This is a genomic window from Candidatus Rhodobacter oscarellae, assembly GCF_001078595.1.
Lineage (GTDB): Bacteria > Pseudomonadota > Alphaproteobacteria > Rhodobacterales > Rhodobacteraceae > Rhodobacter_B > Rhodobacter_B oscarellae.
Map to the genome: position 1 here is coordinate 2,936,019 of NZ_LFTY01000002.1, position 11,915 is coordinate 2,947,933.

At 62.0% G+C, this 11,915-nt stretch carries 12 protein-coding genes and 1 tRNA gene; 6 read left to right on the forward strand and 7 right to left on the reverse strand.

The genetic code is table 11. The features are described 5' to 3' along the window. Positions 1-194: 194 nt before the first annotated feature. The gene (locus AIOL_RS18760; RefSeq protein WP_049644384.1) at positions 195-611 is read right to left on the reverse strand and encodes a lipase family protein; all 417 of its coding nucleotides are present in this window, start codon (positions 609-611) and stop codon (positions 195-197) included. A gap of 425 nt (positions 612-1,036) precedes the next feature. Between AIOL_RS18760 and AIOL_RS18765 the strand changes: the two genes are divergently transcribed. The 6 genes from AIOL_RS18765 (at position 1,037) to AIOL_RS18790 (ending at position 7,351) form a co-directional block, all read left to right on the forward strand. Next, positions 1,037-2,263 carry an amino acid ABC transporter substrate-binding protein gene (locus AIOL_RS18765; protein WP_049644385.1) on the forward strand — a complete coding sequence of 409 codons (1,227 nt, stop codon included), beginning with the start codon at positions 1,037-1,039 and terminating at the stop codon, positions 2,261-2,263. 129 nt (positions 2,264-2,392) lie between these two features. Continuing rightward, the gene (locus tag AIOL_RS18770; RefSeq protein ID WP_152912594.1) at positions 2,393-3,334 is read left to right on the forward strand and encodes a branched-chain amino acid ABC transporter permease; all 942 of its coding nucleotides are present in this window, start codon (positions 2,393-2,395) and stop codon (positions 3,332-3,334) included. A 13-nt stretch (positions 3,335-3,347) separates the two neighbouring features. Continuing rightward, a complete protein-coding gene (locus AIOL_RS18775; RefSeq protein WP_049644386.1) occupies positions 3,348-4,382 on the forward strand; it encodes a branched-chain amino acid ABC transporter permease in 1,035 nt (344 codons plus the stop codon). Continuing rightward, the gene (locus AIOL_RS18780; RefSeq protein WP_049644387.1) at positions 4,379-5,122 is read left to right on the forward strand and encodes an ABC transporter ATP-binding protein; all 744 of its coding nucleotides are present in this window, start codon (positions 4,379-4,381) and stop codon (positions 5,120-5,122) included. The genes AIOL_RS18775 and AIOL_RS18780 overlap by 4 nt, the downstream gene beginning before the upstream one ends. Beyond that, positions 5,122-5,991 (forward strand): ABC transporter ATP-binding protein, encoded by an 870-nt coding sequence (locus AIOL_RS18785; protein ID WP_049644388.1) that lies wholly within the window; start codon positions 5,122-5,124, stop codon positions 5,989-5,991. Before AIOL_RS18780 ends, AIOL_RS18785 begins: the two co-directional genes overlap by 1 nt. Before the next feature lie 163 nt (positions 5,992-6,154). Next, positions 6,155-7,351: an MFS transporter gene (locus tag AIOL_RS18790; protein ID WP_049644389.1), complete on the forward strand. Its 1,197-nt coding sequence runs from the start codon at positions 6,155-6,157 to the stop codon at positions 7,349-7,351. Here AIOL_RS18790 and AIOL_RS18795 read toward each other — a convergent pair. The 6 genes from AIOL_RS18795 to AIOL_RS18820 form a co-directional block, all read right to left on the reverse strand. Beyond that, positions 7,341-8,099, reverse strand: coding sequence for a metallophosphoesterase family protein (locus AIOL_RS18795; RefSeq protein WP_326973154.1), 759 nt, complete (start codon positions 8,097-8,099; stop codon positions 7,341-7,343). The two genes, AIOL_RS18790 and AIOL_RS18795, sit on opposite strands and share 11 nt — an antisense overlap. Before the next feature lie 31 nt (positions 8,100-8,130). Further along, a tRNA-Arg gene (locus AIOL_RS18800) sits at positions 8,131-8,207 on the reverse strand. Between the two features lie 181 nt (positions 8,208-8,388). Next, positions 8,389-9,219, reverse strand: a complete 831-nt coding sequence (locus tag AIOL_RS18805; protein WP_049644391.1) for a GntR family transcriptional regulator — start codon at positions 9,217-9,219, stop codon at positions 8,389-8,391. A gap of 18 nt (positions 9,220-9,237) precedes the next feature. Next, positions 9,238-9,993, reverse strand: coding sequence for an ABC transporter ATP-binding protein (locus tag AIOL_RS18810; RefSeq protein ID WP_049644392.1), 756 nt, complete (start codon positions 9,991-9,993; stop codon positions 9,238-9,240). Further along, positions 9,993-10,769 carry an ABC transporter permease gene (locus AIOL_RS18815; protein ID WP_082152684.1) on the reverse strand — a complete coding sequence of 259 codons (777 nt, stop codon included), beginning with the start codon at positions 10,767-10,769 and terminating at the stop codon, positions 9,993-9,995. The genes AIOL_RS18810 and AIOL_RS18815 overlap by 1 nt, the downstream gene beginning before the upstream one ends. A gap of 5 nt (positions 10,770-10,774) precedes the next feature. After that, the gene (locus tag AIOL_RS18820; protein WP_160314531.1) at positions 10,775-11,809 is read right to left on the reverse strand and encodes an ABC transporter substrate-binding protein; all 1,035 of its coding nucleotides are present in this window, start codon (positions 11,807-11,809) and stop codon (positions 10,775-10,777) included. Between the last annotated feature and the right edge of the window lie 106 nt (positions 11,810-11,915).

An 11,915-nucleotide genomic window follows, 5' to 3' on the forward strand; every position in this document is an offset into this window, starting at 1 on the left:
GGATCGCAAAAACCTGTATGGGTTTTCAAGGGGAGGCGCGGCAGAACCTATTGAAGTTGCGGGCGGTTGCTTTCCACGACAGCGCACTGCCCAAGACAAGCGTGACCACTTTTGGCAGTGCGCCCGCACGATCCAGAGGTCGCGCGCGACCAGCCCTTGGCTGCTCTATCAGATCAAAATCGGAACGGTTTAGGCTATATCCAGGACACCGGCAGCGAGGGCCTGACCCGCCCGGTTTCTATCGCATGCACGTAGTCGGATATCTCATGGCCTGTCTTGGGCTTTGGGTTGCCCGTGCTGATCCAATGCACCTTTCCAACATGGCGGAACTTTAGCCAAACCGGTGGGAAGCGCGTGATAAGGTCGTCTCTTCGGCAGATGTTCAGCACCTTGTTCTCGCCCTTCACCCACCTTCGCCCGCGCAGTGACATCGGCGAGCCAAAGCATATCGCCGGGATGTCGAGGGACGTGGACAAGATCTGCGCGGCGCCCGCGCCCAAACCGTGACCGATTAACATCCGGGGCTGATGCTTGGCGGCAAAGTCATAGATCTTGCGCGCGTGCTCATAGATCTCTGTGTGCCAGATTCGGCCGCTCGCCCCGCGGGTCACTTCGCCGCTATCAAGGGCTCGCGCCAGGCCCTCTGTTTCATCTCCTGCGGGTAAAGCGAGAAAGCCCTCAGGGGTGAGTTGTGCAATGATGCCGTCCATATCTAGTTGATGGGCGGCCGGAACAAGTTCAGGCTTGGTGTTGGTGCGATCTAATATCTCTGCCGCGTGTAATATTTCCACATGGTTTCCTTCATCGAAAAACGATCAAAAATAAAGACTTAGACCATTAAACAATGCAAAGGATCGTTTCAGTTTCTAGAAAAGTAGCGCGCGCGAAAAAAAACGCAATCCGGTCCAGGGCAAAATCTGCGCTTGTAGAACGCCTATCCACACGCCGATTCAGCAAGCTTGATCTATCAAGGGTCCTATGTTTCACTTCTCGAACGAACAAGGTCGAAAACGATGCGTTCGATTGGGAGGAAATTATGAATATCAAGACCACTATGCTTTCGATGGCAGCTGTGGCGGGGGTCGCTATGGGCACCTCGGCCGCTGCGATGGACTGCGAAACGATTACACTTGGCGCGGCCATCTCGTTGACGGGAAAATACGCCACGAACGGCGTGCACGCGCAGAACGGCTATGAATTCGCAATCACCAAGATCAAGGAAAACGGCGGCATCATGGTCGACGACCAGTGCTACAATTTCAACGTCATCTACTACGACGACGAGAGCAAGGGCGACCGCGGTGCGACATTGGCAGAGCGGCTGATCCAGCAGGACGGCGTCCAGTATATGCTTGGGCCGTACTCGTCGGGCCTGACCAAGGCGATCGCGCCGGTGACTGAGAAGTACCAGATCCCAATGGTCGAAGCCGAGGGCGCGTCACGCTCGCTGTTCAACCAGGGCTACAAGTACCTCTTTGCGGTGCTGTCCACGTCCGAGCAGTACCTGGCATCCGCCATCACCCTGGCCGCTGAGAAGGCCGAAGCACAAGGCAGAGCCGCCTCTGACGTGACGGTGGCCATCGCGGTAGAGAACGACCCGTTCTCGCTCGACATCCGCGCGGGTGTGATGGAGGACGCCGAGCGCTATGGCATGAAGATCGTCGTGGACGAGAAGCTGCCGCGCGACCTCTCGGACATGACCTCGATCCTGACCAAGGTGAAGCTGGTTAAGCCCGACGTGCTGGTGGTGTCCGGCCACTCCAAGGGCGCCGCGACCGCTGTGCGCCAGATCGGCGAGCAGGGCGTTAAGGTTCCGATGATCGCGATCACCCACTGCGAAGCCGCCGATGTGGTTGGCAACTTTGGCGAGAACGCCGAGGACTTCCTGTGCTCGACGCAATGGGCCGAGACGCTGACCTACGAGGATCCGATCTTTGGCTCCGCCGCGAATTACGAGCAGGAGTTCAAGGCCAACTACACCGAGTACGCTGAAAAGACCGTGCCCTATCAGACCGCACAGGCCTCGGCCGCTGTGTATGTCTTTAAGGACGCGTTCGAGCGCGCCGGTACGCTGGACAAGGACGCCGTGCGCGACGCCATCGCCGAGACCGACCTGAAGACCTTCTACGGTGACATCAAGTTCTCGGAGGCTGGCAACAACATCGCCAAGCCGATGGTGCTGCGCCAGATCCAGGACGGCAAGTACAACGTGGTCGCGCCAAGCGCGTTTGCGAGCCACGAAGTGAACTGGCCGCGGAACTAAGCGGATGATGGGTTAGAAACCCATCCTACAGATCCTACGCCGGGCGCGATCAGACCGCCCGGCGTTTTTTCCAAACAGCACAGAGAATACCGGTTTCATCCGGCGACGCAGGGGAGCGTCCAGGGTTACATGGATCAGATTTTAACGAACACCGGTTACTTGTTTCAGTATCCGGTCCTGAATTTGGCCTTCATCATCGACGGCATTATGATCGGGTCGCTTTTTGCGTTGGCCGCCTATGGGCTGGCCCTGGTCTGGGGCGTGATGAACGTCAAGAACCTCGCGCAGGGCGATTTCGTGATCGCCGGCGGCTATTGCAGCTGGTGGCTGGTAAAAACCGGCTGGCTGCAATCCATCGGGCTATCAGACAACGCCGTCGCGCTGCTGGGGGTGCCCATCGCGTTTGTCGTCATGTGGGGGATCGGTTGGATGACCTACAAGTTGATCATCACGCGGGTGATCGAGCGCGACCTCTTCACCTCGCTGCTGGCCACGTTCGGCCTGGCGATCATGATGGCGCAGATCCTGAACCTCATGTTCGGCTCGGACACGCAGTCGCTGCAGCTTGACTACAAGACCTACAGTTTCGCTGGCGGGTTCATCAACCTGCCAATGGCGAAGGTGATCGGCACCTGCATGGCCGCGGGGCTCGCCGTCGCAGTGATCATCTTCATGAAGCGCTCGCGCATGGGGCAGGCGATCCGCGCAACCGCGCAGGACAGCCGCGCCGCACGGGTGATGGGGATCGACACCGAGAAGGTCTATGCCTTCACCTTCAGCCTGAACGCCGCCATCTGCGGTGCCGCGGGCGCCATCATCGTGATGGTCTGGGTGATCCAGCCCTTCTACGGCATCACCTACTCGGTCCGCGCCTTCGTGATCGTCACCGCCGCCGGGCTGGGCAACCTGCCGGGCGTGATCGCGGCGGGGCTGGGCATCGGCGCCGCCGAGCAATACGGCGCGCATATCTTCGGCATTGGCTACCAACAGGCCATCGCCGTGACGCTTCTTCTGATCGTTCTGTTCTTCCGCCTGCTCCAGCAGCGCCGGAAGCGGCAGGCCTTGAATTAAGGGGGGCGGGGATATGTCAAAGAACTGGATCCTTTACATCGCGCTGCTGGCGATCACGGTCGCCGCGCCATTCCTTTTTCCCAGCTACACGGCGTTCCTGGCAACGCTGTGGCTGTTCATCGTTGTGGCCCAGGCCTGGGACATGACCGGCGGGCAGATGGGGTACAACTCGCTGGGCAACATCTTCTTTTACGGGACAGGCATGTATGCGGGCGCGGTGTTCGCCATCGGGCTTTACTATAACGTGGGCGAGTGGACCGACGCCTCGCGGTCCGAGATCTTCAGCTTCACCGCCGGGCAGTACTATACCGGCATGGTGGTGGGCATCATCGGCGCGGGGCTGTTCTGCGGGCTTTGCGCGCTGATCATCGGGCCTTTGTTCTTCGGGCTGCGCGGGCCCTACTTTGCCATTGGCACGCTGGGCCTGGCGATTGCGGCGGGCGAGATCGTGTCCAACATCGAATGGCTGGGCGGCGGTCAGGGCATTTCGATGCCGCATTCGCCGCTGCACCCGGATTTCGAGAAGGTGCTGATCTACTTCCTCTTCGCCGGGCTGGGCGTGGTCCTGTTTATCTTCTGCAAGTGGTTCTACTCGACCCGCTTTGGCGCCGCGATCAACGCGATCCGCGACGATGAGGAGAAGGCCGAGGCGATGGGCATCCACACCCTGCGCTACAAGACGATCACCTGGGCGATCAGCGCGGTGTTCGTGGGCGCGGCGGGGGCGGTGTCGGCGTTTCAGCTGATCCATTTCGAGCCGCTGGAGACCGCCTATCAGACGATCAACCTCGGCATCTTCATGGTGGTCTGCGTGCTGCTGGGCGGCAAGGGCACGCTCTGGGGGCCGGTGATCGGGGCGATCCTGTTCCACGTCTTCAAAGAGGTCACCTGGAACTACTTCCTGGGCGGGCAATGGGTCGCGCTGGGGCTTTTGATCGTGATCATCGTGGTGTTCTTCCAGGACGGGCTGATGGGCTACCTCAAGCACCGCAGGCCGGAGTGGTTCGGCATAAAGGTCGAATCTAAGGACAAGGAGGCCGCGGCATGAGCAATATCATCGAAGCCCACGGCGTCTCGAAATCCTATGGCGGGGTGAAGGCGAATACCGACATCTCGCTGACGGTCAAGAAGGGCGGTATCACTGGGCTGATCGGCCCGAACGGGTCCGGCAAGACCACCATGTTCAACTCGATCGTGGGCTACCACCCGATTGACGAGGGCTCGATCAAGTTCGAGGGCCAGGAGATCAGCAAGATGCTGGTGCCAGAGATCGCCCGCCTGGGCCTGCTGCGCACGTTTCAGCAAACGCGGATCTACAGCCAGATGAACTGTGTCGAGAACATGCTGATCAGCATGCCGCACCGCAAGATGTCGCTGATGGACGCGTTCCGGCGCAACACCAAGGCGGACACCGACAAGGCCGAGCATCTGCTGGAATTCGTCGGGCTCTACGAGAAGCGCTATCTGCAGGCGGGGTCGCTGTCCTTCGGCCAGCAGAAGCTCTTGGAGTTCGCCATGGCGCTGATGAACGAGCCGACGGTGCTGCTGCTCGACGAGCCGACGGCGGGGATCAACCCGACGCTGATCAATGGGCTGATCGACCGGCTGAAGCGCGCGAATACCGAGTTCGGGATCACGCTCTTCATTATCGAGCATAACATGCGGGTGATCATGAACATGGCCGACCACATCTATTGCCTGGCGCATGGGCAGATGCTGGCCGAGGGCACCCCGGCCGAGATCCAGGACGACCAGCGCGTGATCGACGCATATTTGGGGGCACATTGATGGCTGACGAAAAGCAACGCTCCACGGGCTATCACGGCGGGTCCGTCGACACGGTGATCTCCGTCGAGGCAGTGAACGCCCAGGCCAAGGCCATCGGCGGCCAGGTGGCCACCAGCGACCTGATGGCGCTGGCCAAGAACGACCCCTATATCGTGCTAGAGGACCTGCGCGCCGGCTACGGCCAGATGGAGATCCTGCACGGCATCAATCTGGCCGTGGCGCGGCAGCAATCGCTGTGTCTGATCGGTCCGAACGGCGCGGGCAAGTCGACCATCCTGCACGCGATCTTTGGCTTTAACAACGTCTTCTCGGGATCGGTGAAGGTGGGCGACGGCGACACCAAGCGCGACATCACCAAGCTCAGCGCGCAGATGAAGCTCAAAGAGGCCGGGATCGCCTATATCCTTCAGGACAAATCGGTCTTCCCCGGCATGACCGTCGAGGAAAACCTCTGGATGGGCGGGTTCCTGAAAGACGAGCCCAAGCAAGCCAAAGAGGCCGCCGAGAAGGTCTTTGACAAATACCCGCGCCTGGCCGCGCGCCGCAAGCACCAGGCCAAGGTGCTGTCCGGCGGTGAACGCCGCCTGCTGGAGATCTCGCGCGCCCTCGTGATGAACCCCGAGATTCTCCTGGTGGATGAACCCTCCATCGGGCTAGAGCCGCGGTTCATCGACATGGTGTTCGACATCCTGCACGATCTGCAGCACAACGAGGGCAAGACGATCCTCATGGTGGAGCAAAATGCTAAGAAGGGCCTGGAGTTTGCCGATATCGGCTATGTGCTGGTGTCGGGCGAATTGGCGATTGCAGGGCCTGGCGATGAGCTCTTGGAGAACCCGGACGTCGGGCGACTGTTCCTGGGCGGCTGATCTTGGTGCAAGCAAATCTCTTGCAAGAGATTTGCAACTCGCTTCCAAGCGAGTTTGTTCCGCGAGCATTAAGTGCGGCGCCATGGTGCGTCGCTTGTTGCGCGCGAAACCAAGGCTCTTGAAAGAGCCTTGCAAAACGCTTGAAAGCGTTTTGGGCCGCTAGATGCTACGGGACAACGCCATACTCCTGCTGGCTATCGGTCAGACACTGGTCTGGGCGGGGGCGTTCTATCTCTTTCCTGCGTCTTTGGTGCGGTGGGAAGCCGCTCTGGGCTGGTCGAAGGCAGAGCTCACGCTGGGGATCACGATCGCCGTTCTCGCCTCTGCCGTGGCGGCGCCCTTTGCTGGGCGGCTGATCGACCGGGGGCATGGCGCGGCTCAGATGGCGGGTGCGACGGCATTGGCGGGGCTCTGCGTGATCGGCGTCAGCCAGGTCGCGCATCTCTGGCAGTTCTACCTCTTGTGGCTGGGGATTGGCGCCTGCTTTGCCGGTTGCCTCTACGAGCCCTGCTTTGCCATGATCACCCGCGCGCGGGGCACAAAAGCCAAGAGCGCGATCATATGGGTGACGCTTGTGGCGGGCTTCGCGGGGACGGTGAGCTTCCCCACCGTGCATCTGCTGGCCGAGGCCTTTGGCTGGCGGATGGGCACGGCCCTGATCGGCGCTTTCGTGGCGCTGATCGTCGCGCCGCTGCTATGGGCCGGAGCCAAGGCTCTTGGCGAGACCGCAGGGCCTGCCGAGGGGATGGCGCAGCCGGATTACGGGTTTCTGCGCCAGCCGGTCTACTGGCTGCTTGGCCTGGGCTTTGCCCTGAGCGCGATCGTGCACGGTGCCTCGCTGCACCACTTCCTGCCGCTACTGGCAGAGCGCGGCGTCACGGATGCAACGGCGGTTGTGCTGGCGGCCTGTATCGGGCCGATGCAGATTGTTGGCCGTCTGGGCATGGTCGCCACCCAGCATCGGCTCAGCACACATGCCTTCGCGCTGATCGCCTTTGTCTGCATGGGCGGATCCGTCCTGGCGCTGCTGGTGGCGGGCGGGTCGGTCGCGATCATTGCGCTCTTCATACTGCTCTTCGGCAGCGCCTATGGCACGGTCAGCATCCTGCGACCGGTGATCGCGCGCGATTTCATGGGAGAGGCCGATTTCGGAGCAAAGTCAGGGGGATTGGCCGCGATGTACCAGGCGGCCTCGGCCCTGTCGGCCTTCCTGGGAGCGCTGCTATGGTCCCTGGGAGGCTATGCGATGATGCTGGCCTGCCTGGTCGTTTTAGCAGGCTGCGGCGCGGTGCTTTACATCGCCGCGCATAGGCTAAGCCTGCGCCAGGCTGCGCGCGGTTCGGACGGGGTTAAGCCATGAAAAACTCGACGTCACCCGCCTGGATATGAGCAACCGTCAGGCGCCCGGTCGCATAGGCCCCGGTGTCAATGCTGATCACGCCGGCCTCGACCTGGGGCGCGTCGCGGATCGTGTGCCCGTGCAAGACCCACTGCCCGTCGCTCCGCGCCACCCGGCCGAAGTCGCGATGCCCCCAAAGCAACGTGTCGCGTCCCTGATGCTCCATTGGTAACGCGGGGTCGGCACCGGCATGGACGGCCCAGACATTGCCGCTATGCCAGGAGGTCGGCAATGCGCGGAGCCAGGCTACAAGCGTCGGCCCCATCGCCTCGGCCAAGGCATCCCTCGTCACGGTAAAATCGGATCTGTCCAAAGCCACGCGGTAGCTGGCCAAGGTCTGCAGCCCGCCATGGCGCATCCACCCCGGCCCGCGAGCTTCGGGGTCATCAAGGAATTTCAGCAGCATCTCCTCGTGATTGCCCATCAAGCAGATCAAACGCGCACCGCGCTCTGCCTGAAGGCCATGCAAGTAGGTCAACACCTCTGCCGATTGCTCGCCACGGTCCACGAAATCTCCGACGCATAGGATTGTAGAGCTCGGATGCTCGGCATCGATGCGGGCAATCGCGCGCTGGATCTGATCAAAGCACCCGTGGATATCGCCGATGGCAAAGAAGGGCGCCTCCGGCTTAATGGGCGCCGAAAAGCGCGAAACATAGGCCGCGTCGCGCCGCGCGCGCCGTCCAAGCAACCTACCCAGTATCGACACGCCTGCCCTGACCCCTTTCAGCCTCAGTCAATGGCGACCCCGGCAGGATTCGAACCTGCGACCTACCGCTTAGGAGGCGGTCGCTCTATCCAGCTGAGCTACGGGGCCCTTGCGGTGATGAATACCATAGTCCGGGGCAGAGGCCACACCCTGATCGCTGCGCGCGCAGGAGAGTTTCCAACAAGCTTACGACGCGCCGGCAGGCCCTGGAGGCGGGCGGCGCGGGCGCTCGGTTCTGGTTCTTGAGGCTCGGCTTGAAAGATCGAGACCGCCGAACGGTCGCATATAACTAATCGGAAACCGACAGGCGTATGCGCGCGACCGAAGAGTCGTAATAGGCGCGATAATACTCCAACCGCTCGCCAGTTTCGGCATAGCCCGTTGATTCGATGAAGATCATCGAGCGTTTCTCGGCGATGCCCATACGGTCGAGCACCAGGCCCGGCGGGATCTCGGCGTTCAACCAGCGATCAGCCCGCACGATATTGAGCCCGTATTCCCTGCGGATGACGCCCTGGATCGACGTGCCCCGAAAGCTGTCGCGCGTGAAGCCCGGCAGCGCGGCGGCCGGGAACGACATCACCGAATGGGTGATCGCCTGGCCGTCGATCCGGAACACGCGGGTGATCCGGATCACCTGGTCCGTCTCCAAAAGGCCAAGGCCCGCTTGCTCTTGCGCATCCGCGGGGCAGGTGACGAAATCGAATGTGCGGGTGTCGATCGTGGCGCCGCGCGCCAGCATGTCGTCAAAGAGGCTGATGTTAGAGGTGATGAACCCGCTCTCTTTGGGCCGTTCGGCGACGAACATGCCCTTTCGCGGCAGCTTCAGCACCAGGCCCTTCGCGGCCAGCGCAGAGATCGCGTGCCGCACCACCGGCTTTGACACACGAAACAGATCGCATAGGATCGGCTCGGGCGGGATGCGGCTGTTCACGGCCAGCTTGCCGCTGAGGATCAGGTTCTCGAGATGCTGATAGAGCTGTTCCCACAGCGGCAGCGGCGCCTCGCGCGACAGGAACACATGGCTGCATTCGCGGCGGAAGTTCTCAAGCGCAAGCCCTTCGGACGCCTCGAAACTTGGCCGCCCCGCAAACCTGCGCTTTCCACTGATCCGGTTCACGAACGCGCAGCCCCCTCCCTAGTGGTCCAGCATGTTCCAAAGCTTGCGCTTGATATCCAGGAACTCCGAGGTCAGGCGCATCTCGTTGCTGCGCGGGCGCGGCAGGGCCACTTCCTCGATATGCCGGATGCGCCCGGGGCGGGCGGACATCACCACGATCTGGTCGGACAGAAAGATCGCCTCTTCCAGGTCATGGGTGACGAAGATCACGGTCTTCTGGGTCTGGCGCCAGGTCTCCAGCAGGTCCGATTGCAAGCGCTCTTTGGTCTGCGCGTCCAGCGCACCGAAAGGCTCGTCCATCAGCAGAACGTCCGGGTCGTTGGCGTAGACCCGCCCGATATCGACGCGCTTGCGCATCCCGCCTGACAGCTCGCGCGGCCAGCGGTCTTCGAACCCCTTAAGGCCCACGGCCTCGATCCATTTCGTCTCGGCGGCCTGCTGCTCGGCCTTGCTGGCGCCATGGATGCGCGGGCCGTAGCTGATGTTCTTGGCCACGGTCATCCAGGGGAACACCGCGTCCTGCTGGAACACCATGCCGCGCTTGCGGTCGGTGCCGCGGATCACCGCGCCGTCCAGGGTCATCTCGCCATCGGTGGGGTCAAACAGCCCCGCCATCATCTTGAGCAGCGTGGACTTGCCGCAGCCCGAGGTGCCCACGATCGAGGTGAAGCTGCCGGAGGGGAAGCTCAGGTTGATATCCTCCAGCACGGTCAGCGCCTCTGGCGTGCCCTTGCTGAAGGTGTGGGTCAGGTTGTTTACTTTGATTTCCGACATCACTCGCGCGCCTCAGACCAGACCATCAGGCGTTTCTGGATCGCGCGGAAGGTGCGGTCCATGATGAAGGCGCAGGCGCCGATGATCACGATGATCATCATGACCTGATCCGTCAGGAAGTACCGCCGGCCCTCTTGCAGCATGTAGCCCAGGCCGCTTGGCGCGGCGATCAGCTCTGCCGCCACCAGCGTCGTCCAGGCCGCCGCCAGCGCGATGCGGTAGCCGGTGATGATGAACGGCGTGGCCGCCGGGACCGCCACGGTGCGGAAGACCTGGAACCGCGAGGCGCCCATGGTCGAGGCCGCGTCCACATAGACCTGCGGCACGTTCTTCATGCCCGCGATCACGTTCACCACGCAGACCATGAAGCAGGCGATCGTGATCAGCAGCACGCGGCTGAATTCCTCAATGCCGAACCAGATGATGATGATCGGGATATAGGCCAGCGGCGGGATCGGGCGGATCGCCTCGATCAGCGGGTCCACCAGGTACTCGATTGTCTTATACCAGCCGACCAGGCAGCCGATGATCACGGCCAGGGTCGTGCCGATGAAGAAGCCCAGGAAGATGCGGTAAAGGCTTGCGCCCAGCGTGGTCTGCAGCGAACCGGCCTCGATATTGGTGAAGAAGCTGGCGATGATGTTCGGGATCGGCGGCAGCAGCGCGGGGTTGTTGTCCGGCTGCATGGTGATCCATTGATAGGCCGCCAGCACCACCGCGATAGAGAGGGCGCCCAGTACAAAGCGCCCCCTTAGTATTTTTTGAATGCGTTCCATGCCCGCTAGATTTGCGCGACAATCTGGTCCGAAACAAGAGCGTTGAGGTCCGGCAGGCCGCCGATGCGCTTATTGGCGACCAGGAACTCGGACTGCACGCGCAGCGCGGCGGTCAGTTGCCCCTTGGCGTAGACGTCCTTGATCTCGGCGGCATCAAAGTAGAAGTAGCCGTTCAGCAGGGGCTCGACATCCGCGGCGGTGACCGCGGCGCGGCCCATACCGGACTGCCACTCGATCATCCGCTCAACCACAAAGGCGTTGTCGCTGCGCAGCAGCGGCACGGCTTTCTCGTGGAAGGCGCGCACGATCTCGATATAGGCGGCCTCGTTGGCGTCGACATTCTCTTGCGTGGACATGAACACGTCCATGATCGAGGGGCGCGCTTCGATTGGCATCTGCGACCCATCGGCCAGCAAGGCGGCATCGGGCAGGGCATCGTAGATCAGCTTGCGCGAGGTCGCCAGCGGCACGGTCGCGTCCACGGCGCCGGCGATGAACGCGGATTGGCCGTCGATCGGCTCCATGTTCACGCGGGTCAGCGGCATATCCGACAGGCCCTCGTTCTCCAGCGCCACGCCCAGGAAGAAGTCGAAATTCGAGCCCGAGGTCACGGCGATCTTCTTGCCCTCTAGGTCAGCCAGCGAGGACATGCCCGGCCGGCCGACGATCTGGAACAGGCCGGACGCGTCGCCGCAGATCGAGATCTCGCGGAAGTTCGCCACCTGGCGATGCATCGCCGCCAGCGGCGGGACCGAGCCCACGGTGATCGTGTCGACCGAGCCGCCCACCATCGCCTCGATGGCCGGGGGGCCAGAGGGGAACACGCTGAACTCCATCTCGACGCCGGGCGCAAAGCCCTGGTCCTGGATCAGCCAGTAAAGACCAAACGAGTAAGCCGGGATAATGCCAACGCGCAGCTTCTCATTCGCGGCATGGGCCTTGCCAACGAAGAATGTCGGCGCCGCAAGCGCCGCTGCCCCCGCCACGCCACCGCGTAGAACCGCGCGGCGATTCACATAGCTTGTTTTCGAATTTGCCATGGTCTCCTCCTCCATTGGGCATATCAGACTCGGGGTTGCGCTCCTTTAAGCTGGGTCAGGGCGGTCCCCGGTCGAATCTCTTTATTTCTGGGTACTACCAGAACCT

Bases quoted from the DNA above. Each gene is read 5' to 3' on its own strand.
- AIOL_RS18780 (WP_049644387.1), top strand. From the start codon at position 4,379: ATGAGCAATATCATCGAAGCCCACGGCGTCTCGAAATCCTATGGCGGG.
- AIOL_RS18820 (WP_160314531.1), bottom strand. From the start codon at position 11,809: ATGGCAAATTCGAAAACAAGCTATGTGAATCGCCGCGCGGTTCTACGC.
- AIOL_RS18790 (WP_049644389.1), top strand. From the start codon at position 6,155: ATGCTACGGGACAACGCCATACTCCTGCTGGCTATCGGTCAGACACTG.
- AIOL_RS18815 (WP_082152684.1), bottom strand. From the start codon at position 10,769: ATGGAACGCATTCAAAAAATACTAAGGGGGCGCTTTGTACTGGGCGCC.
- AIOL_RS18810 (WP_049644392.1), bottom strand. From the start codon at position 9,993: ATGTCGGAAATCAAAGTAAACAACCTGACCCACACCTTCAGCAAGGGC.
- AIOL_RS18775 (WP_049644386.1), top strand. From the start codon at position 3,348: ATGTCAAAGAACTGGATCCTTTACATCGCGCTGCTGGCGATCACGGTC.
- AIOL_RS18765 (WP_049644385.1), top strand. From the start codon at position 1,037: ATGAATATCAAGACCACTATGCTTTCGATGGCAGCTGTGGCGGGGGTC.
- AIOL_RS18770 (WP_152912594.1), top strand. From the start codon at position 2,393: ATGGATCAGATTTTAACGAACACCGGTTACTTGTTTCAGTATCCGGTC.
- AIOL_RS18785 (WP_049644388.1), top strand. From the start codon at position 5,122: ATGGCTGACGAAAAGCAACGCTCCACGGGCTATCACGGCGGGTCCGTC.